We start from the raw sequence: 20,617 nt of genomic DNA, 5'->3' as shown, positions 1-20,617 counted from the left end.
GTATTAATTTTTTATTGTTATCTGCTCACCATGCTAGCAACGAGACTCGGGGGAAACAGGGATACAGCTCAAAAAATATCCATATTAACCGTGTGGTTTTAAGTGTCTCGTCACATATTGGCCTAACTAGTCTATCCTGTACGCAAACCTTTGCGCTAGGGGCGGGAACATTATTAATTGATTAAAATTAAGCAGTGATTTTATTACGAGATGTTACGAAGTTTGCGCTATTTTGATCACAAAAAAGGCCAGCTTAGTGCTGACCTTTTTGGGGTAAATTACGTGTTTTTGGTACGACGTAAATTAATGAACCGTATTGCTGCCTTTATCTGCTGCTTCTGCATACAGTGCATCAACATCGTTCTTGTCGAACGAGTAGTTCGTACCACAGTAATCACAGTGAAGAGCGACGCTACCTTCAGTACTTAGGATGTCGTAAATCTCTTCTTGAGCAACGGTAATGATCGCTGCTGCGCTTCGTTCACGAGAACAACCACAGAAGAATTCAACTGGCTGTGGTGTGAAAAGTTGTACTTTCTCTTGGTTGTACAAACGGTAAAGCAGTTCGTTTGCTTCTAGAGAGAATAGCTCTTCGTTTTTCACGGTGTCTGTTAGCTGCTCTAGGTGCTCGAAGTCATTTGGAGTACCAGTGCCGTCAGGCATAACTTGTAGCAACATACCAGCAGCGTGTGCTTTGCCTTCGTGCTCACCAGTACGCAGCCATAGACGAGTCTTAAGCTGCTCAGAGTTTGCGAAGTAACCTTCAAGTACTTGAGCTAGTGTGTCGCCTTCAAGACCAACGATACCTTGGTAGCGTTCGCCTTTCTTAGGATCAATAGTGATCACTAGGTGGCCTTTGCCCATTAGGTCGTGTAGGCCAGCATCATCGGCTATATCACCTTCAAAACGAGCAACACCACGGATCTTTTGGTTATGGTCGCCATTGATAACTGCTAGAGATACTGGGCCATCACCTTGCAGCTGCATAGTGATAGAGCCTTCAAATTTTAGGGTCGCAGTCAGTAGCGTGGTTGAAACCAATAGCTCACCCAGCAGCTTTTGTACTGGAGCTGGGTATTCCTTGCTAGAAATAATCTGTTGGTACGCTTCATCCATTTGTACCAATTCACCACGTACTGATAGGTCTTCAAATAGGTAGCGATTTAAAACATTGTTTGCCATTTGGCTATTCCTTCTAGCTTATTGATGCTTGAACTTGATGATGTCACGACGTTGCTTTTTATCAGGGCGACGCTCTGGAGCTGGATTGTGTGCGTGTAGCTTGCGTTGTTTCGCAAACTCTTCTCGTTTCGCCAAGCTCTCGGTGGTTTCTTCATAGAGGGTTTGAGCGATCGGCGCTCCGCCACGATGGGCTGAAATTTTCTCGATCGTTACCGTCTTTTCTTCATTACCTTGGCGCAGTGTAATGACTGCACCAAGTTCGACAATCTTACTTGGCTTGCTGCGCTGACCATTATAGTGGACTTTGCCACCATCGACCATATTGCGAGCAATAGAGCGAGTTTTGTAAAAGCGCGCTGCCCACAACCATTTATCGAGTCTGACAGCTTCATTAGAAGTTTTCATATAGGCTGTGCCTTTTTAGTGAGAAGTGAGTAGCATTGAACTGTTATCAACACTATGCGACTTGTTTTATTTGATGATGCTTATCGCATTTGTTAGAAGCTTATGTGGAGGCAACGTGCTTTTTTTTCAAGGAAGATTACAAAATAGCTTAGGTAATGAAGATTTATAGATTGTCTATGATATAGTTTAAGATCTTATGCTTTAAAGAAAGCATGGATAGAATTTAAGCATAAAAAGCTGAAAGTTTAGTAAGTTACAGTTTTCTTAGTTATGGATGGGTCAGTTAAAGTGAACTTTTTAGAGCTCAAAAGTCGTATGGGGAATTCCCCGCTGCTGAGCCGCTTATTAGATAATGGATTTGTGCTTCAGCAGAAACTGAGCCTCGCTATTTGTTGTGTGCTTATTGCAGCCTCTGCATGGATTTTAGGACAGCTTGTCTGGTTTATTGAACCGGCCGAGCAAACCGTCGTGCCTTGGAAAGCAACAGTCTCCTCGTCTGCGACTCCTCAATCAACCTTAGACATCTCTTCTTTGCAAAAGAGCAACATGTTTGGTGCTTACAACCCAAGCAAGCCTGCAGTGGTTGAACAACAAGTGATTCAGGATGCGCCTAAGACTCGCCTTAACTTAGTGTTAGTGGGTGCGGTTGCCAGTTCTAACCCAGAATTGAGCTTAGCGGTGATTGCCAACCGTGGCACGCAAGCGACTTATGGGATTAATGAACAGATAGAAGGCACCAGAGCCAAACTCAAAGCCGTATTAATTGATCGCGTGATCATTGATAACTCAGGTCGAGATGAAACCCTGATGCTAGAAGGCATCGAGTATAAGCGTCTGGCTGTATCTGAACCCGCACCACGCCGCGCTTCTTCTGTGCGTGGTAACAACCCAGCTTCTGCAGAAGAGAAGCTCGATGAAATTAAAGCGAAGATAATGAAAGATCCACAGCAAATCTTCCAATATGTTCGCTTATCTCAAGTGAAGCGCGATGACAGTGTGATTGGTTATCGTGTGAGCCCTGGCAAAGATTCAGAACTTTTTAACTCTGTTGGGCTCCAAAACGGAGATATTGCGACTCAGTTAAATGGTCAAGACCTGACAGACCCAGCTGCTATGGGCAACATATTCCGTTCAATCTCAGAACTGACAGAATTAAACCTGGTCGTCGAGAGAGATGGGCAACAACATGAAGTGTTTATTGAATTTTAAAACTTTGCGTCTAATGAAAGACGAAAGTGTAGGAGAAGTACGTGAAGCATTGGTTTAAGAAAAGTGCATGGTTACTGGCAGGAAGCTTAATCTGCACACCCGCAGCCATCGCTAATGATTTTAGTGCCAGCTTTAAAGGCACTGATATTCAAGAGTTTATTAATATTGTTGGCCGTAACCTTGAGAAAACGATCATCGTTGACCCATCGGTGCGCGGAAAAATTGACGTGCGCAGCTATGACGTGCTCAATGAAGAACAATATTACAGCTTCTTCCTAAACGTCTTAGAGGTTTACGGCTATGCCGTCGTCGAAATGGACTCTGGTGTTCTGAAGATCATTAAGGCTAAGGATTCTAAGACTTCTGCAATTCCTGTTGTGGGTGATCGTGACTCGATCGCAGGCGACAGCGTAGTCACTCGCGTTGTGACGGTCCGCAATGTTTCGGTTCGTGAACTTTCTCCTCTGCTTCGCCAACTGAACGACAATGCGGGTGCGGGTAACGTTGTTCACTACGACCCAGCCAATATCATCCTAATTACTGGTCGAGCGGCAGTCGTAAATCGCTTAGCTGAAATCATCAAACGTGTTGACCAAGCCGGTGATAAAGAGATCGAAGTGGTTGAGCTAAAGAATGCTTCAGCCGCGGAAATGGTACGTATTGTTGATGCACTGAATAAAACCACCGATGCGAAAAACACCCCAGCATTCCTACAACCTAAGCTGGTGGCCGACGAGCGTACCAATGCAATTCTTATTTCTGGTGACCCTAAAGTTCGTAGCCGCTTAAGAAAGCTGATTGAGCAACTTGATGTCGAGATGGCAACCAAGGGCAACAACCAAGTTATCTACCTTAAATATGCAAAAGCAGAAGACTTAGTCGATGTACTGAAAGGTGTGTCGGACAACCTGCAGTCGGAGAAGCAAACTTCAACTAAAGGCAGCTCGTCTCAACGCGATAAAGTCGTGATTTCAGCGCACAGCGATACCAACTCGTTAGTGATTACCGCACAGCCAGATATCATGAACGCACTGCAAGATGTGATTGCTCAGCTGGATATCCGTCGTGCTCAAGTATTGATTGAAGCTTTGATTGTTGAAATGGCAGAGGGCGATGGCGTTAACCTTGGCGTGCAATGGGGTAACCTAGAAACGGGTGCCATGATTCAATACAGCAACACTGGTGCTTCGATTGGTGGCGTTATGGTTGGCTTGGAAGAAGCTAAAGACACCGAGACAACAACCGCTGTATATGATGAGAACGGTAAGTTCCTACGTAATGAAACCACGACAGAGCAGGGTGATTACTCAACATTAGCTTCTGCGCTTTCTGGCGTAAACGGTGCCGCGATGAGTGTGGTGATGGGCGACTGGACGGCTTTGATCAGCGCAGTTGCGACCGATTCAAACTCAAATATCCTATCTTCTCCAAGCATTACCGTCATGGACAACGGTGAAGCGTCGTTTATCGTTGGTGAAGAAGTACCGGTTCTTACTGGCTCGACGGCGGGTTCAAGCAACGATAACCCATTCCAAACGGTTGAGCGTAAAGAAGTGGGTATCAAGCTTAAAGTGGTTCCACAAATCAACGAAGGCGACTCAGTTCAGTTGAATATTGAGCAAGAGGTGTCGAACGTATTGGGCGCGAACGGCGCGGTTGATGTTCGTTTTGCCAAGCGTCAGCTAAATACGTCAGTGATTGTTCAAGACGGTCAAATGCTGGTTCTTGGTGGTCTAATTGATGAACGTGCATTAGAAAGTGAATCTAAAGTCCCATTCTTAGGTGATATCCCAGTGCTTGGTCACCTATTCAAATCAACCAGTACTCAGGTTGAGAAAAAGAATCTAATGGTATTCATCAAGCCAACCATCATTCGTGATGGTATGACAGCCGATGGTATCACTCAGCGTAAATACAATTTCATCCGTGCTGAACAGCTGTATAAGTCAGAGCAGGGCCTGAAGTTGATGGATGACGATAATATTCCAGTACTGCCTAAATTTGGCGAAAGCATGAATTACCCGGCTGAACTTCAAGCCTTCATTGATCAGATGGAAACAGAATAATGGCTGAATTGGTAGGGGCGGCACGAACTTATCAGCGCTTGCCGTTTAGCTTTGCGAACCGTTACAAGATGGTGCTCGAGTATCAGCATCCAGAGCGTGCGCCGACACTGTATTACGTTGAGCCTCTGAAATCGGCGGCGATCATCGAAGTGAGTCGTGTGGTGAAAAATGGTTTTACACCACAAGCGATCACTGCAGATGAGTTTGATAAAAAACTGACCGATGCGTACCAACGCGACTCTTCAGAAGCGCGTCAATTGATGGAAGATATCGGCGCCGACAGTGACGACTTCTTCTCATTGGCAGAAGAGCTGCCACAAGATGAAGACTTACTTGAGTCAGAAGACGATGCGCCAATCATCAAGCTGATTAATGCGATGTTGGGTGAGGCGATCAAAGAAGGTGCTTCGGATATCCATATCGAAACCTTTGAGAAGTCGCTTTCGATCCGCTTCCGTATTGATGGTGTATTACGTGATGTTCTTGCACCAAGCCGTAAACTTGCGCCGCTGCTCGTGTCGCGTGTAAAGGTTATGGCGAAGTTAGATATTGCGGAAAAACGCGTGCCACAAGATGGTCGTATTTCATTGCGTATTGGTGGCCGAGCCGTCGACGTTCGTGTCTCTACCATGCCTTCATCACACGGTGAGCGTGTGGTAATGCGTCTGTTGGATAAAAACGCGACTCGCCTAGACCTGCACAGCTTGGGTATGACGGAAGAGAACCACGAGAACTTCCGTAAACTGATTCAGCGTCCACATGGCATTATCTTGGTAACGGGTCCTACAGGTTCGGGTAAATCCACAACTTTGTATGCAGGCCTGCAAGAGCTGAACAGCAACGAACGCAACATTCTTACCGTTGAAGATCCAATCGAATTCGATATTGATGGTATCGGCCAAACACAAGTAAACCCTAAGGTGGATATGACCTTTGCTCGCGGTTTACGTGCGATTCTTCGTCAAGACCCGGATGTGGTAATGATTGGTGAGATTCGTGACTTAGAAACTGCTGAGATTGCGGTTCAAGCCTCTTTGACGGGTCACTTAGTGATGTCGACCCTCCATACCAATACCGCAGTAGGTGCCATTACGCGTCTACGTGATATGGGTATCGAACCATTCCTTATCTCTTCTTCACTGCTTGGTGTGTTAGCGCAGCGCTTGGTTCGTACCTTGTGTAACGACTGTAAAGAGCCTTACGAAGCAGACAAAGAGCAGAAGAAGCTATTTGGCTTGAAGAAGAAAGAGAGTTTGACGCTTTACCATGCCAAAGGGTGTGAGCATTGCAGCAACAAAGGTTATCGAGGCCGTACTGGTATTCATGAGTTGTTAATGGTTGATGAGTCGGTACAAGAGCTGATCCACAGTGAAGCCGGCGAACAAGCGATTGAAAAAGCAATTCGTGGCACAACCCCAAGTATTCGAGAAGATGGCTTGAGCAAAGTTCGGAAAGGGATAACGTCTCTAGAAGAAGTGATGCGCGTGACCAAGGAAGTCTAATATGGCGGCATTTGAATACAAAGCACTGGATGCCAAAGGCAAAAGTAAAAAGGGTTCGATTGAAGCGGATAACGCTCGTCAGGCTCGTCAGCGCTTAAAAGAGCAAGGCTTAATGCCGGTCGAGATGACCGAAGCTAAAGCGAAAACAGCGAAAGGCTCACAGCCATCGACTAGCTTTAAGCGTGGTATCAGCACGCCAGACCTTGCTTTGATCACTCGCCAGATCTCCACTCTAGTGCAATCAGGCATGCCCTTAGAAGAGTGTTTGAAAGCCGTAGCAGAGCAGTCTGAAAAGCCTCGTATTCGTACTATGCTACTCGCGGTTCGCTCTAAGGTAACGGAAGGTTACTCGCTAGCGGATAGCTTAGCTGATTACCCACATATCTTTGATGAACTGTTTAGAGCCATGGTCGCGGCTGGTGAGAAATCTGGGCACTTGGATGCGGTACTAGAACGATTAGCCGATTACGCTGAAAACCGCCAGAAGATGCGCTCTAAGCTGCTGCAAGCGATGATCTACCCTGTGGTGCTGGTGGTGTTTGCGGTGACTATTGTGTCGTTCCTGTTAGCAACGGTAGTACCCAAGATTGTTGAACCTATTATTCAGATGGGACAAGAGCTTCCTCAATCAACTCAATTTTTATTGGCATCGAGTGAATTTATCCAGAATTGGGGCATCCAATTACTGTTGCTGATCATTGGTGTGATTGTGTTGATTAAGACTGCGCTCAAAAGACCAGGCGTGCGTCTAAGTTGGGATCGAAAATTGTTGAGTATCCCGCTGATCGGCAAGATAGCGAAAGGCATTAATACTTCTCGTTTTGCCCGTACACTTTCAATTTGTACTTCAAGTGCGATTCCAATCCTTGAGGGGATGAAGGTTGCGGTTGACGTGATGTCGAATCACCATGTGAAACAACAAGTGTTACAAGCATCAGATAGCGTGAGAGAAGGGGCAAGCCTGCGTAAAGCGCTTGATCATACTAAGCTCTTCCCGCCGATGATGCTGCATATGATTGCCAGTGGTGAGCAGAGTGGTCAATTAGAGCAGATGCTGACTCGTGCAGCCGATAACCAAGACCAAAGCTTTGAGTCGACGGTAAATATTGCGTTAGGCATTTTTACCCCGGCACTTATCGCTCTGATGGCGGGTTTGGTACTGTTTATTGTGATGGCGACTCTGATGCCAATGCTTGAAATGAACAACTTAATGAGCGGCTAATACTGTTCATAGAACGTTTTTGGATTATCGAGAAGAAGGACACCATTCCCCTCAACTCGTTGTCTGTACTTTGGAGAAAATAATGAAAAATAAAATGAAGAAACAATCAGGCTTTACCCTATTAGAGGTGATGGTGGTTGTGGTTATCCTTGGCGTTTTGGCTAGCTTTGTTGTACCTAACCTATTGGGTAACAAAGAGAAGGCTGACCAACAGAAAGCCATCACAGATATTGTGGCGCTAGAGAATGCGCTAGATATGTACAAACTGGATAACAGCGTGTACCCAACAACGGATCAAGGTCTTGATGCACTGGTTTCTAAGCCAAGCAGCCCAGAGCCTCGTAATTACCGCGACGGTGGCTACATCAAACGCCTACCTAACGACCCATGGGGCAACGAGTACCAATACCTAAGCCCAGGTGATAACGGCACTATCGACATCTTTACTCTTGGCGCAGATGGCCAAGAAGGTGGTGAAGGTGTTGCTGCGGATATCGGTAACTGGAACATGCAAGATTTTCAGTAAGCTTAGGCTTATTGTCGCTTGATGCCGTTATTTGATGGTAGGACGTAAACAGATGGAGTCTGCAAGGTGAAAACTACGCACAAACAGCCAGGTTTCACCTTGATTGAGATTCTTTTGGTGTTGGTATTACTATCAGTAACGGCGGTCGCTGTTATTGCGACCATTCCTACCAATAGTAAAGACGTCGCCAAAAAATACGCTCAAAGTTTCTACCAACGAGTTCAGCTACTCAGCGAAGAAGCGATTTTGAGTGGTCTGGATTTTGGCATTCGCATCGATGAAAAGAAATCGACTTATGTTCTGATGACGCTTAAGTCTGAAGGCTGGCAGGAAGTCGAATTCGAAAAAATACCCTCTTCAACAGAATTACCGGAAGAGCTCGCACTATCACTCAGCTTAGGCGGTGGCGCGTGGGCAGACGATGATCGGTTATTCAACCCAGGAAGCCTATTTGATGAAGATATGTTTGCTGATCTTGAAGAAGAAAAGAAACCTAAGCCACCACAGATCTACATCTTGTCGAGTGCTGAAGTGACACCATTTACACTCTCTTTCTATCCCAATACTGGCGATACCATACAAGATGGCTGGCGCATTAAAGCGTCGGATAATGGTGTGATTCGATTGCTAGAACCAGGAGAAGAAGATGAAGAGGAATAACCGTTCTCCTTATCGCTCTCGTGGTATGACGCTGCTTGAAGTGTTGGTGGCGCTTGCGATCTTTGCTACTGCGGCGATCAGTGTGATTCGCGCCGTAACCCAGCACATCAATACATTGAGTTATTTAGAAGAAAAAACCTTCGCGGCTATGGTTGTTGATAATCAAATGGCTTTGGTGATGTTACACCCGGAGAAGCTAAAAAAGACGCAAGGCACGCAAGAGCTAGCAGGTCGAGAGTGGTTTTGGAAAGTTACCCCAATCGATACGGCTGATAATTTGCTAAAAGCTTTTGATGTCAGTGTGGCAACTAGCAAGCAGGCTTCTCCAGTCGTTACGGTGCGCAGTTATGTGGTTAACTAAAAGCGTGTGGTCAACTAAGAGAATGCGGTTAGTTAAAAGCATGACGGTAAATAACAGTATGCCTCGCAAACAAGGTCTATCTTCAAAAGGGAGAGGCTTTACTTTAATTGAGGTGCTTGTTTCGATTGCTATTTTTGCCACGCTGAGTATGGCGGCCTATCAAGTAGTGAATCAAGTGCAGCGAAGCAACGAACTTTCAGCTGAGCGTAGTGCTCGTCTGAATCAACTACAGCGCAGTTTAGTTATCTTAGATAATGATTTTCGCCAGATGGCAGTGCGACAATTTCGTACTGATGGTGAAGAAGCATCATCTAAGCTGGTTATAGTGAAAGAGTATTTATTGGATTCCGATAGTATTGGTATCGTGTTTACTCGTCTTGGCTGGCACAACCCACAGCAACAGTTTCCTCGTGGTGAAGTGACGAAAGTGGGCTATCGCCTCAAAGAAGAGACGCTCGAACGCGTGTGGTGGCGTTACCCAGATACACCTGCAGGGCAGGAAGCGGTTATTACCCCTTTGCTTGATGATGTTGAAGCCTTGGAGTTCGAGTTCTACGACGGAAAGCGTTGGGGCAAAGAGTGGCAAGCCGATAAGTCGCTACCGAAGGCGGTGAGACTTAAGCTGACGTTAAAAGATTATGGTGAGATTGAGCGAATTTATCTGACACCAAGTGGCACTCTAGATCAGGTTGGTGGTGACTCAAATAGTGACTCTTCAGGTAGTAGCGAGGGGAACGATGATGCGTCGAACTAATCAGCTTGCATTATCAAGACGAGCGCTAGGGCGTAAGCAACGTGGTGTCGCGCTGATCATTATCCTGATGTTACTGGCGATAATGGCAACCATTGCTGGCAGCATGTCGGAACGCTTGTTTACTCAATTCAAACGCGTTGGTAACCAGTTGAATTACCAACAAGCTTATTGGTATAGCATAGGTGTAGAAGCGCTAGTACAAGATGGTATTAGGCAAAGCTACAAAGACAGCGATACGGTCAACCTAAGTCAGCCGTGGGCATTGGAGGAGCAGGTATACCCATTAGATTATGGACAAGTTAAAGGGCGTATTATTGACGCACAATCTTGTTTTAATCTCAATGCATTAGCGGGAGTGACAACCACTTCCAGCAACCAGACTCCGTATTTAGTGACGGTTTGGCAAACCTTATTGGAAAACCAAGACATTGAGCCTTATCAAGCTGAGGTTATCGCGCATTCAACTTGGGAATTTGTCGATAGCGATACTCGAGCAACCTCTTCGACTGGTGTTGAGGACAGCACTTATGAGGCGATGAAGCCGCCTTATGTTACGCCAAATGGTTTAATGGCAGATGAGTCTGAATTGAGAGCGGTGTACCAGGTGACTGGTGAGGTCATGAATAAGGTTCGACCTTTTGTGTGTGCCTTACCGACCGATGACTTCCGGCTGAACGTGAATACATTGACGGAGCAACAAGCGCCGTTATTGGAAGCAATGTTCGCACCTGGCTTGAGTGAGTCGGATGCAAAGCAGCTGATTGATAAGCGCCCATTTGATGGCTGGAACACAGTAGATGATTTTATGGCAGAAAGCGCCATTACGGCGGTGAGTGCAGAAATCAGCAAAAAAGCAAAAGCATATTTGACTGTAGATAGCGCCTACTTTGAGCTAGATGCAGAGGTTTTAGTTGAGCAATCTCGTGTACGTATACGAACGCTTTTCTATAGTAGTAATCGAGAAACAGTGACGGTGGTACGCCGTCGTTTTGGAGGAATCAGTGAGCGAGTTTCTGACCGTTCGACTGAGTAGCGAACCACAGAGCCCAGTGCAGTGGTTAGTTTGGTCGACAAGCCAACAAGAAGTGATAGCAAGTGGCGAACTGTCTAGCTGGGAGCAGCTCGATGAGTTAACCCCTTACGCTGAAAAACGCAGTTGTATCGCTTTATTGCCGGGAAATGAGTGCTTAATTAAGCGTGTTGAGATCCCGAAAGGTGCTGCTCGCCAGTTCGATTCTATGCTGCCGTTTTTATTAGAAGACGAAGTTGCGCAAGATATCGAAGACTTACATCTGACTATTTTAGATAAAGACGCAACCCATGCCACCGTGTGTGGTGTTGAGCGTGAGTGGCTTAAGCAGGCGCTGGATACCTTCCGCGAAGCGAACATTATCTTTCGTAAAGTACTGCCAGACACTTTAGCCTTGCCTTTAGAAGAGCAGGGCATCAGTGCGCTGCAGATCGACCAACATTGGTTATTGCGTCAAAGCAACTATCAAGCTGTGTCGATCAATGAGGCATGGCTACCGATGTTCTTACAAAGCGATTGGGTTGCCTTGGATGATGAAGAGCAGTCACCAACGATTTTTAGCTACACCACATTGCCAAGTGATGACGTTCAACAGCAAAGTGGCATTGAATGGCAAGCCAAGCCTGCTGAACTGGTGATGTCTTTACTGAGCCAACAAGCCATCACAAGTGGCGTAAACTTACTGACTGGCACCTTTAAAACCAAATCTTCATTCAGTAAGTACTGGCGCGTATGGCAAAAAGTAGCGATTGCAGCTTGTTTGCTGGTGGCGGTAATTGTCACTCAACAAATCTTGAAGGTTCAGCAATACGAGGCACAAGCTGAAGCGTACCGAACGGAGAGTGAACGTATTTTTAGAAGCGTACTTCCGGGTAAGCAACGTATTCCGACGGTTAGCTACCTTAAGCGCCAGATGAACGACGAAGCTAAGAAATATGGTGGCTCGGGTGATGGTGATTCCTTACTTGGATGGCTAGCGTTACTGCCAGAAACCTTAGGGCAAGTGAAAGCCATCGAAGTGAATAGTATTCGCTACGACGGCAACCGCTCTGAGGTGAGATTGGAAGCGAAAAGTTCTGACTTCCAACATTTCGAGACTGCGCGAGTGAAACTTGAAGAGAAGTTTACTGTTGAGCAAGGGCCATTGAATCGTAATGGTGATGCCGTATTTGGTAGCTTTACCCTTAAACCCCGTCAATAAACTGCGTAAGGAGATCAGTGATGAGAAATATGATTGAGCCACTCCAAGCGTGGTGGACTTCAATAAGTCAAAGAGAGCAACGATTAGTGATCGGTTGTTCCATTCTATTGGTGGTAGGCATCGTGTACTGGGGGCTATTGCAGCCGCTTAGTCAGCGAGCTGAGATGGCGCAAAACCGTATTCAAAGTGAGAAGCAACTGCTGACTTGGGTAACCAATAAAGCCAACGAAGTAGTGGAGCTGCGAGGAAGTGGGGGAATTGTTGCTAGTCAACCTTTGAATCAATCTGTGCCAGCTTCTATGCGTCGTTTTAAGATTGAATTAATTCGAGTTCAGCCGCGTGGCGAGATGCTACAAGTTTGGGTGAAACCTGTGCCTTTTAATCAGTTCGTAGATTGGCTGACATACTTGAAAGAGAAGCAGGGTGTCGAGGTTGAGTTTATGGACATTGATCGCTCCGATAACCCAGGGGTTATTGAGGTCAACCGACTACAGTTTAAACGAGGTTAATGTGAAACGCGGTTTATCTTTGAAGTTAGGTTTACTCTTTGGCGGCATCTTTATTGTCTTTTTCTCGGTTAGTCTGTTGCTGCATCTACCGGCCTCTTTTGTACTCAAACATGCACCTGCTGTGCGTGGCTTGAATATTGAAGGTGTTGAAGGAACGGTTTGGCAAGGCAGCGCTAATAATATTTCTTGGCAGCGTGTTAATTACGGTTCAGTGCAGTGGGATTTTCAGTTCTCTAAACTTTTCCAAGCTAAAGCTGAATTAGCGGTTCGTTTTGGTCGCAATAGCGACATGAACTTGTCAGGAAAAGGACGCGTTGGGTACAGCATGAGCGGTGCGTATGCGGAAAACTTAGTCGCATCAATGCCTGCCGCGAATGTGATGAAGTATGCGCCAGCGATTCCAGTCCCGGTTTCAATTGGTGGACAAGTTGAACTGACGATCAAGCATGCGGTTCATGCTCAACCTTGGTGTCAGTCTGGAGAAGGCACAGTGGCTTGGTCTGGTGCAGCAGTAGACTCGCCAGTGGGTTCGTTGGACCTTGGTCCTGTGATTGCTGACATCACTTGTGAAGATAATACACTGGCAGCCAAAGGCTCTCAGAAGAGTGCTCAAGTGGATAGCGAGTTTTCTGCGAGTGTCACACCAAATCAAAGCTATACCTCGGCAGCATGGTTTAAGCCGGGTGCAGAATTCCCGCCAGCTATGCAGAGTCAGCTGAAATGGCTTGGTAATCCAGATAGCCAAGGTAAGTACCAATTTAGCTATCAAGGGCGCTTCTAGTTAGTTTCTTAATAACTAAGCTCTGCTGGTTATCCGATAACAAGACATAAAAAATGGGCACCTCATCGAGGTGCCCATTTTATTTGAATATCAGATTGTTATGAGGCTAAGTGGTTTTAGTCTTTACCCTGTAAGATCTCGGCCCATGGTAAGTCAGCATCACCCAGTACAATGAAGTTCGGGTTTTCTAGCGTCTCTCTTTCATTGTAAGAGAGTGGCTCTAATTGAGTGCTTAAGATGCGTCCACCCGCCTCTTCAACAATGCACTGCGTCGCAGCGGTATCCCACTCGCCAGTAGGCCCGAGGCGCAAGTAACAATCGACAGCACCTTCTGCGACTAAACAGGCTTTCAAAGCTGCTGAGCCTAATGGCACTAAGTCATAGTTCCAAGCGGGACTCATACGGCTAGTGATACGATTGATGTCTTGGCGACGGCTGATCGCCATTGCAATAGATTGGTTTGGTAGTTCATGACGATGCGTTTTGATTTTAACGCTGTCGTTAAGGTCTGGAATCTTCCAAGCTCCTTTACCGCTGTATGCGTAATAGCTCACACCAGAAACTGGAGCATATACCACACCCATTACCGGCTTGTTGTGCTCAATTAGGGCGATAATTGTCGCGAAATCACCGCTTCTTGCGATGAACTCCTGCGTTCCATCTAGTGGGTCAACCAGCCAGTAGCGGTCCCATTGTGCGCGCTTTTCTAGGCTAATGTCAGCGGCCTCTTCAGATAGCACAGGGATATCTGGCGTGAGCTCACTCAGTTTTTTCGAGATCAGTTTATGCGCTGCCAGATCGGCACTGGTGACTGGCGTGTCGTCACTCTTGGTGAACTCTTCGTAATCTTTCTTTTCGTAGATCTCTAAAATGAGCTGGCCTGCAGAGCGAGCAACCTCAATCACAGAGGGTAGGAGATGAGACAAATCTTTTGTTGTTGGCATAAATATTCTCTTACTCTTCGGGGCGCTTATGGCTTTAGTTATTATTTAGCGAGCGAAGGGTCAATAGTAGGGCGGTAATACTGCGAGCTTCACAGAAGTCGAGATGCGTTAATAGCTCTTCGGCTTGAGCAAGCGGCCAGCGCACAATGTCCAGTGGTTCAGGTTCATCACCTTCTAGCTTCTCTGGGTAGAGGTCTTCTGCGATAAACAGCGTCATTTTGCTAGAAAAATAAGAGGGAGCGAGAATCACTTCCTTGAGTGGAGTGAGTTTGTTAGCACCAAAGCCAATCTCTTCTTTGAGTTCACGAACCGCAGCGTCACTTGGTTGCTCACCCGGATCAATCAGCCCTTTTGGAAAGCCGAGCTCGTAGCGTTCAGTTCCCGCTGCATATTCACGTACTAATAGAATATCGCCTTGCTCAGTAATCGGAACCATCATCACTGCGTTGCGCCCGCTAGGCTTCATGCGTTCGTAAGTGCGCTCTTCACCGTTTGAAAAGCGTAAGTCGAGAGACTCGATAGAGAATAGTCTTGATTGAGCGACAGTTTGTTTAGCCAAAATCTCTGGCTTGGTCCTTTTTGTCATTGCGCTCGCTCCTTAGCTCATTGGAATTCTTTCTTATAAAGTCATTCTAATATAGGGGAAATGACCTTGAGTTCCTAGATCCGAGTTTTCATATCCGAAAATTATTGAAGCAGGAATCGATTACGATCACTTGAATACCTTACTCAAGATGGTAACGAGGTGAAATTTTACTGGATAACAAAAGAGTATAGAGAGAACGAGATAGTCCTAACTTGCTCATCCATAAAACAAAAAAGGTTGACGCTTGCGCATCAACCTTTCAAAAGATCATTCGTACTTAATCAGAGATTAGTAGTAAGAGTGCTCACCACGATCGTGCTCAGTTGCATCACGAACAGCAGTCAGTTCACCTTCGAACTGTTGAAGAAGTTCTTTTTCGATACCTTCTTTAAGCGTTACATCAACCATAGAACAACCATTACAACCACCACCGAATGCTACGATAGCTGCGCCGTCTTCAGTGATCTCAACCAAGCTAACGTGACCGCCGTGACCAGCAAGTTGTGGGTTAACTTGTGTTTGAATTGCGTATTCAACACGTTCTAGAAGTGGTGCATCGTCAGCTACTTTACGCATTTTTGCGTTTGGTGCTTTAAGCGTTAGCTGAGAGCCCATTTTGTCAGTAACGAAGTCAATTTCAGCTTCGTCTAGGAACGGCAGGCTTAGCTCATCTACATATGCAGAGAAAGCTTCGAATTTAAGTTCTGTGTCAGACGCTTCAATAGCATCTGTCGGGCAGTAAGAAACACCACACTCTGCGTTTTGTGTACCCGGGTTTACCACGAACACACGAATGTTTGTACCTTCAGGCTGCTGTGACAGCAGATTGGCAAAATGAGTTTGAGCTGTTTCTGTAATAGTAATATTTGACACGACGAATACCTGAGTAAATTTGTAGGCTATTAGCGCCATTCTACTCCTGTCAGATTTGTAATTCAGCCCTTTTTTGTTGGATTGCTGTACAAGTAGCGACTCACGCCAGTTATCCAGAGGGCTCAGGAGTGCGGCAGATGCAGTAAATATCAATCCTTTTCACCCCTACTTCAAGTAATAATTGGCATAATTGATACACAGTACTGCCTGTGGTTACAACATCATCAATTATCGCGACATGCGAGTCATCGTTCGCTGAAAAGTGGGTATTTCTCATCGCGAATGCCCCTTTCAAATTACTTTTTCTTGCTGATTTAGTTAGCCCTTGTTGCGAAGCGGTTGAGCGGATGCGCTTGAACAAAACGGCATGGCCTATTTTGAGTTCTTGAGCGGTGTAACGCGCCAGTAGCTGACTCTGATTAAAACCGCGATGAAGGTATCGACGCCAATGCAAGGGAACACTGGTGATGAGAGATGCAGGCTCTTCGATACGTGACGCGAGCAAGGTTGAGAGATCTCGGGCAAACCAGAATTTATCAGCATACTTCATCTGTTGGATATAGCCTGCGGTTGGAAAGGTGTAATCACCAACACAATAGAGTCGATGCCAAGGTGGCGGGTCAGCTAAGCACTCACCACATTGTTCGACGGCTGTGACCGTTTTTAATCCGCACCTTTTACAGCGAGGCACGAGCTCGAACAGTTTTAGGCAACTATTACACCATCGAGGGTGGTTATCATCAGGCCGCTTATCTAGCTTACACATGTGGCATTGAGGTGTGACCAGACGTGGTGTGTGTTTTTGTAGCCAATCGGATAACATAGCTCGCGATGCTTTTGGGTTATGGTGTTCCTTTTGCTCACCATACTGAAAAGTGCAGGTTATCGCTGATGGAAAAAGTAGGGAATATTGAGAATGAGTGACGCGTTATATTGGCATGTTTCAGGGCAGGGACCCGATTTGGTGTTAGTCCACGGCTGGGGAATGAATGGTGCTGTCTGGCAGCAAACCGTAAATGCGTTAGAGGCTGATTTCCGAGTTCACGTTGTCGATTTGCCCGGTTACGGTCATAGTTCTCATTGTCACGCTCAAGATCTTGAAGAGATAGCCCAGCAATTGTTGGCCGAAGCACCTAAACAGGCGATTTGGGTCGGTTGGTCACTTGGTGGCTTGGTCGCGACGCATATGGCGCTGCATCATTCCGATTATGTAAGCAAGTTGGTGACGGTTGCTAGTTCACCGAAATTCGCAGCCGCGAAAGAGCCAGTACTATGGCGAGGCATCCAACCCAACGTATTAACGGCATTCACCGAACAACTGGTTGAAGATTTCCAAACCACCATCGAGCGTTTTATGGCGCTGCAAGCCATGGGCAGCCCTTCGGCAAGGCAAGACGTAAAACAGCTTAAGCAAGCGGTACTGTCTCGCCCATTACCAAACCCTGATTCATTATTGGCAGGACTAAAGATGTTGTCTGATGTCGATTTAAGAGAGCAATTACCGGAGGTTTCCGTTCCTATGCTGCGCTTGTATGGTCGATTAGACGGGCTGGTACCAATCAAGGTTGCCAAAGACCTGGGCAATGCACTGCCTCACACCGAGCAGTACATCTTCGCCCAATCCTCACATGCACCCTTTATGACGGAAGCGGATGCCTTCTGCAGTGAGCTAGTCAGTTTCGCACAAAAATAATTGCTAAATTTATCACCATCTTGGTCGATATATAATCTAACCAATGCACTGCATGATACTCAGACATCTCTCTCTCACCTGAGCAGAGTGCAGTAACTTGGGCCACACCTGTTGTGCTAACTCAGTACAAGAGTGTTATGGCAGCAGCGATGGGCGATTCTTGAGGAGAGTTCGCGATGATTGTGTCACCTGCAACTGCAGTGAGTGTGCCACTAATCGCCCCGTCCGTTAATGTGCAAACAGAGCAAGTTGCGCGTGATAATAAAGTCCGAGAGCCTGTTGCTCCCGCAGTAGCATTGGCGAGAACCAATGCAGAGCGCAAGGTAAAGTCGGACGATAAACGAAGGCAGCAGTCGGCTTGGGATCCTTCAGACCATCCAGGTTATGAAATGGAGAACGAGTCAGAGGCTAATTCGGTTAGCCAAGAAGAGTCACAAGATCCTTTTGATAGACTGTTCAGCTTGTTGGCGCTGAGAACATACAGTGCCGACCAAGGAAAAGGCTATACCATGCGTTTCCGCCTGCCAAAGCATGTTTTAGATGCGGCGATTCAGGAGGGACAGATGGAGAAACGACGTAAGGTCATAAAGTATCATTATGGTCATGCTGTTGCGCCTCATGCTCCATCTGAAATGTTAGTCGTGCTATGAATCGAAAATTCATGATTCAACTACATTTCGATGTCTTTTTTGAACAAATAATAAAAAACCTGCATACCCTAAGGGATGCAGGTTTTCTGTTTTAGGCGAACCCGTTTCTCAGATGTGCTAAAGGATTACTTTTTCGCTTTAGCAAAAGCAGCTGCGAATGCACCACCCATCGCGCCATTTTGTTGTGGCTCCTCACGACGGCGTTGTCCACCTTGCGAGTGTTGATTCGGGCGGCTTTGCGTGCGAGGTGCGCTTGAACGTTGAGCTCGGTTATCTTGTCCCGGCTCATCTTTCATACGCATGCTGAGTGCAATACGCTTACGCTGAACATCCACTTCCATCACTTTCACTTTCACGATGTCACCCGCTTTAACCACTTCACGTGGATCAGAGACAAAGCGATCGGTAAGCGCTGAAATGTGTACTAAACCATCTTGATGAACGCCAATATCGACGAAGGCACCGAAGTTAGCCACGTTTGATACCACACCTTCTAGAATCATGCCTGGTTCTAAGTCTGAAACGCTGTTTACGCCATCGGCGAAGGTAGCAGTCTTGAACTCTGGGCGAGGGTCACGGCCCGGCTTATCTAGCTCTTTGATGATGTCGGTCACCGTCGGCACACCAAAGTTTTCATTGGTGTAATCAATCGCATGCAAGCCACGTAGGAAGTCTGTGTTACCTACCAGAGACTTGATGTCTTTTTGGTTTTTCTCAGCGATGTTCTTCACCACTGGGTAAGCTTCTGGGTGCACCGATGATGCATCTAGCGGGTTCTTGCCATCCATAATACGCAGGAAGCCAGCACACTGTTCAAAGGCTTTTGGCCCCAAACGAGCGACTTTTTTCAGTGTCGTACGCGCTTCGAAGCGGCCATTTTCATCGCGGTAGTCGACGATGTTCTGAGCGATAGCGCTAGAAAGGCCAGCGACACGTGTCAGTAGTGCAGCAGAAGCCGTATTCACATCAACACCCACCGCGTTTACACAGTCTTCGACAATCGCATCTAGGCGCTTAGCAAGCATGGTTTGGCTTACATCGTGTTGGTATTGGCCCACACCGATCGATTTAGGGTCAATCTTCACAAGCTCTGCTAGAGGATCTTGTAGACGACGCGCGATAGATACAGCACCGCGTAGTGATACGTCCATGTTCGGGAACTCTTTCGCTGCTAACTCCGATGCTGAGTACACTGATGCACCAGCTTCGCTCACAATGATTTTTTGCGCTTTTAGGTTGCCACGCTTAATCACATCAGCCACAAAGCTGTCGGTTTCGCGTGAAGCGGTACCGTTACCAATCGCAATCAGGTCAACGTTGAACTGACGAACCATCTGCTCAACAACGTGAGCTGATTTGTCGTATTGCTTCTGTGGTGGGTGAGGGTAAATGGTTTCTGTCGCGAGAACCTTACCTGTTGAATCAACAACCGCGATTTTCGAACCGGTACGTAAACCTGGATCTAGGCCTAACGTTGCACGAGGGCCAGCAGGCGCAGCCATCAGTAGGTCTTTTAGGTTGGTCGCGAATACTTCAATCGCTTCGATCTCTGCACGCTCTTTCATCGCGCTCATGAGTTCGGTTTCCATGTGCATAGAAACCTTAATACGCCATGCCCAGCTGATCACTTGCTTACGCCATGCATCTGCAGGAGCACTGCTCAGAGTAATACCGTAGTGATCAGAGATGATGTTTTCACAGTAAGAACCACGAGCACCTTCTTCTTGTTCAGGATCGGCATTCATTGCCAGTGTTAGGAAACCTTCATTTCGGCCACGCAACATCGCAAGTGCACGGTGAGACGGCACTTTGCTGAGTGTTTCGTTGTGCTCGAAGTAGTCTTTGAACTTCTCGCCTTCTTGCTCTTTACCTGTCACCACACGAGCGACTAGCTCTGAGTTGCGTGTTAGGTGTTGGCGAATCTTTTCTAACAGGTTTGCATCTTCCGCAATGCGTTCCATGATGATCGCACGAGCGCCATCAAGAGCGGCTTTGGTATCGGCAATGCCTTTATCGTTGCTTATGAAGTTCGCTGCTTCCGTTTCTGGATCGTGCTGTGGTTCATTCCACAGTGTGTCGGCAAGTGGTTCTAAACCTGCTTCAATCGCGATCTGGCCCTTAGTGCGGCGCTTTGGTTTGTAAGGTAGGTATAAATCTTCTAGACGAGTCTTACTGTCGGCTTGAGTGATATCACGCTCGAGTTCTGGCGTGAGCTTACCTTGGTCTTGAATCGACTTAAGAATCGTTTGGCGACGATCATCAAGTTCACGAAGGTAAGAAAGGCGACTATCAAGGTTACGTAATTGGGTATCGTCTAAGCCTCCCGTAACCTCTTTACGGTAGCGGGCAATAAAGGGAACGGTATTACCGTCGTCAATTAGGGTTACTGCGGCGGTGACTTGCTCAGAACGAACATTCAGTTCTTCAGCGATCAGTCGACAGATAGCTTGGCTCATCCGATGA

General features: G+C 46.7%; 21 protein-coding genes. 14 read left to right on the top strand and 7 right to left on the bottom strand.

The genetic code is table 11. The features are described from left to right. Window positions 1–303: 303 nt before the first annotated feature. Both hslO and hslR read right to left on the bottom strand, forming a co-directional pair. Window positions 304–1,182: an Hsp33 family molecular chaperone HslO gene (gene hslO / locus L0991_12815; GenBank protein XGB62256.1), complete on the bottom strand. Its 879-nt coding sequence runs from the start codon at window positions 1,180–1,182 to the stop codon at window positions 304–306. 18 nt (window positions 1,183–1,200) lie between these two features. Then, window positions 1,201–1,587, bottom strand: a complete 387-nt coding sequence (gene hslR / locus L0991_12810; GenBank protein ID XGB62255.1) for a ribosome-associated heat shock protein Hsp15 — start codon at window positions 1,585–1,587, stop codon at window positions 1,201–1,203. Window positions 1,588–1,902: 315 nt separating this feature from the next. Here hslR and gspC point away from each other — a divergent pair, with 315 nt between their 5' ends. The 12 genes from gspC (at window position 1,903) to L0991_12750 (ending at window position 13,408) form a co-directional block, all read left to right on the top strand. Then, a complete protein-coding gene (gene gspC, locus L0991_12805; GenBank protein ID XGB63900.1) occupies window positions 1,903–2,796 on the top strand; it encodes a type II secretion system protein GspC in 894 nt (297 codons plus the stop codon). A 41-nt stretch (window positions 2,797–2,837) separates the two neighbouring features. Beyond that, window positions 2,838–4,862, top strand: coding sequence for a type II secretion system secretin GspD (gspD, locus tag L0991_12800; GenBank protein ID XGB62254.1), 2,025 nt, complete (start codon window positions 2,838–2,840; stop codon window positions 4,860–4,862). After that, window positions 4,862–6,364 (top strand): type II secretion system ATPase GspE, encoded by a 1,503-nt coding sequence (gene gspE, locus L0991_12795; protein XGB62253.1) that lies wholly within the window; start codon window positions 4,862–4,864, stop codon window positions 6,362–6,364. Before gspD ends, gspE begins: the two co-directional genes overlap by 1 nt. 1 nt (window position 6,365) lies before the next feature. Beyond that, window positions 6,366–7,586 (top strand): type II secretion system inner membrane protein GspF, encoded by a 1,221-nt coding sequence (gene gspF, locus L0991_12790; GenBank protein ID XGB62252.1) that lies wholly within the window; start codon window positions 6,366–6,368, stop codon window positions 7,584–7,586. An 82-nt stretch (window positions 7,587–7,668) separates the two neighbouring features. Then, window positions 7,669–8,112, top strand: coding sequence for a type II secretion system major pseudopilin GspG (gene gspG, locus L0991_12785; protein XGB62251.1), 444 nt, complete (start codon window positions 7,669–7,671; stop codon window positions 8,110–8,112). A gap of 66 nt (window positions 8,113–8,178) precedes the next feature. Further along, on the top strand, window positions 8,179–8,772 hold the full coding sequence (gene gspH / locus L0991_12780) for a type II secretion system minor pseudopilin GspH (protein ID XGB62250.1): 594 nt from the start codon (window positions 8,179–8,181) through the stop codon (window positions 8,770–8,772). Beyond that, window positions 8,759–9,133, top strand: a complete 375-nt coding sequence (gene gspI, locus L0991_12775) for a type II secretion system minor pseudopilin GspI (protein XGB62249.1) — start codon at window positions 8,759–8,761, stop codon at window positions 9,131–9,133. The genes gspH and gspI overlap by 14 nt, the downstream gene beginning before the upstream one ends. After that, window positions 9,120–9,887 carry a type II secretion system minor pseudopilin GspJ gene (gene gspJ / locus L0991_12770; GenBank protein ID XGB62248.1) on the top strand — a complete coding sequence of 256 codons (768 nt, stop codon included), beginning with the start codon at window positions 9,120–9,122 and terminating at the stop codon, window positions 9,885–9,887. The genes gspI and gspJ overlap by 14 nt, the downstream gene beginning before the upstream one ends. Then, window positions 9,871–10,920, top strand: coding sequence for a type II secretion system minor pseudopilin GspK (gspK, locus tag L0991_12765; GenBank protein XGB62247.1), 1,050 nt, complete (start codon window positions 9,871–9,873; stop codon window positions 10,918–10,920). The genes gspJ and gspK overlap by 17 nt, the downstream gene beginning before the upstream one ends. Continuing rightward, the gene (gene gspL / locus L0991_12760; protein ID XGB62246.1) at window positions 10,889–12,118 is read left to right on the top strand and encodes a type II secretion system protein GspL; all 1,230 of its coding nucleotides are present in this window, start codon (window positions 10,889–10,891) and stop codon (window positions 12,116–12,118) included. Before gspK ends, gspL begins: the two co-directional genes overlap by 32 nt. Window positions 12,119–12,138: 20 nt before the next feature. Then, window positions 12,139–12,627 (top strand): type II secretion system protein M, encoded by a 489-nt coding sequence (locus tag L0991_12755; GenBank protein XGB62245.1) that lies wholly within the window; start codon window positions 12,139–12,141, stop codon window positions 12,625–12,627. A gap of 1 nt (window position 12,628) precedes the next feature. Further along, entirely contained in the window at window positions 12,629–13,408 is a 780-nt protein-coding gene (locus L0991_12750; protein ID XGB62244.1) for a type II secretion system protein N, read from the top strand. A 116-nt stretch (window positions 13,409–13,524) separates the two neighbouring features. On the opposite strand, the gene cysQ is transcribed toward L0991_12750, so the two are convergent. The 4 genes from cysQ to L0991_12730 all read right to left on the bottom strand — a co-directional run bounded on the left by cysQ (window position 13,525) and on the right by L0991_12730 (window position 16,634). Continuing rightward, a complete protein-coding gene (gene cysQ / locus L0991_12745) occupies window positions 13,525–14,352 on the bottom strand; it encodes a 3'(2'),5'-bisphosphate nucleotidase CysQ (GenBank protein XGB62243.1) in 828 nt (275 codons plus the stop codon). A gap of 34 nt (window positions 14,353–14,386) precedes the next feature. Next, window positions 14,387–14,938: an ADP compounds hydrolase NudE gene (gene nudE / locus L0991_12740; protein ID XGB62242.1), complete on the bottom strand. Its 552-nt coding sequence runs from the start codon at window positions 14,936–14,938 to the stop codon at window positions 14,387–14,389. 288 nt (window positions 14,939–15,226) lie between these two features. Next, a complete protein-coding gene (gene nfuA, locus L0991_12735) occupies window positions 15,227–15,811 on the bottom strand; it encodes a Fe-S biogenesis protein NfuA (protein XGB62241.1) in 585 nt (194 codons plus the stop codon). Window positions 15,812–15,920: 109 nt separating this feature from the next. Then, the gene (locus L0991_12730; GenBank protein ID XGB62240.1) at window positions 15,921–16,634 is read right to left on the bottom strand and encodes a ComF family protein; all 714 of its coding nucleotides are present in this window, start codon (window positions 16,632–16,634) and stop codon (window positions 15,921–15,923) included. Between the two features lie 93 nt (window positions 16,635–16,727). Here L0991_12730 and bioH point away from each other — a divergent pair, with 93 nt between their 5' ends. Next, on the top strand, window positions 16,728–17,504 hold the full coding sequence (gene bioH / locus L0991_12725; GenBank protein ID XGB62239.1) for a pimeloyl-ACP methyl ester esterase BioH: 777 nt from the start codon (window positions 16,728–16,730) through the stop codon (window positions 17,502–17,504). Between the two features lie 176 nt (window positions 17,505–17,680). Continuing rightward, a complete protein-coding gene (locus L0991_12720; GenBank protein XGB62238.1) occupies window positions 17,681–18,154 on the top strand; it encodes an ATP-dependent Lon protease in 474 nt (157 codons plus the stop codon). Between the two features lie 125 nt (window positions 18,155–18,279). Here the strand turns inward: L0991_12720 and L0991_12715 are convergent, their stop codons facing one another. Further along, window positions 18,280–20,610 (bottom strand): RNA-binding transcriptional accessory protein, encoded by a 2,331-nt coding sequence (locus tag L0991_12715; protein ID XGB62237.1) that lies wholly within the window; start codon window positions 20,608–20,610, stop codon window positions 18,280–18,282. Window positions 20,611–20,617 lie beyond the last annotated feature (7 nt).

It is taken from the genome of Vibrio chagasii (assembly GCA_041879415.1).
GTDB lineage: Bacteria > Pseudomonadota > Gammaproteobacteria > Enterobacterales > Vibrionaceae > Vibrio.
This window is presented reverse-complemented; position numbering and strand designations above follow the sequence as displayed.

Bases quoted from the DNA above. Each gene is read 5' to 3' on its own strand.
- L0991_12715 (XGB62237.1), bottom strand. From the start codon at position 20,610: ATGAGCCAAGCTATCTGTCGACTGATCGCTGAAGAACTGAATGTTCGT.
- gspG (XGB62251.1), top strand. From the start codon at position 7,669: ATGAAAAATAAAATGAAGAAACAATCAGGCTTTACCCTATTAGAGGTG.
- gspF (XGB62252.1), top strand. From the start codon at position 6,366: ATGGCGGCATTTGAATACAAAGCACTGGATGCCAAAGGCAAAAGTAAA.
- hslR (XGB62255.1), bottom strand. From the start codon at position 1,587: ATGAAAACTTCTAATGAAGCTGTCAGACTCGATAAATGGTTGTGGGCA.
- gspE (XGB62253.1), top strand. From the start codon at position 4,862: ATGGCTGAATTGGTAGGGGCGGCACGAACTTATCAGCGCTTGCCGTTT.
- hslO (XGB62256.1), bottom strand. From the start codon at position 1,182: ATGGCAAACAATGTTTTAAATCGCTACCTATTTGAAGACCTATCAGTA.
- gspC (XGB63900.1), top strand. From the start codon at position 1,903: ATGGGGAATTCCCCGCTGCTGAGCCGCTTATTAGATAATGGATTTGTG.
- gspK (XGB62247.1), top strand. From the start codon at position 9,871: ATGATGCGTCGAACTAATCAGCTTGCATTATCAAGACGAGCGCTAGGG.
- nudE (XGB62242.1), bottom strand. From the start codon at position 14,938: ATGACAAAAAGGACCAAGCCAGAGATTTTGGCTAAACAAACTGTCGCT.
- bioH (XGB62239.1), top strand. From the start codon at position 16,728: ATGAGTGACGCGTTATATTGGCATGTTTCAGGGCAGGGACCCGATTTG.
- cysQ (XGB62243.1), bottom strand. From the start codon at position 14,352: ATGCCAACAACAAAAGATTTGTCTCATCTCCTACCCTCTGTGATTGAG.
- L0991_12720 (XGB62238.1), top strand. From the start codon at position 17,681: ATGATTGTGTCACCTGCAACTGCAGTGAGTGTGCCACTAATCGCCCCG.
- L0991_12755 (XGB62245.1), top strand. From the start codon at position 12,139: ATGAGAAATATGATTGAGCCACTCCAAGCGTGGTGGACTTCAATAAGT.
- L0991_12730 (XGB62240.1), bottom strand. From the start codon at position 16,634: ATGTTATCCGATTGGCTACAAAAACACACACCACGTCTGGTCACACCT.
- gspI (XGB62249.1), top strand. From the start codon at position 8,759: ATGAAGAGGAATAACCGTTCTCCTTATCGCTCTCGTGGTATGACGCTG.
- gspJ (XGB62248.1), top strand. From the start codon at position 9,120: ATGTGGTTAACTAAAAGCGTGTGGTCAACTAAGAGAATGCGGTTAGTT.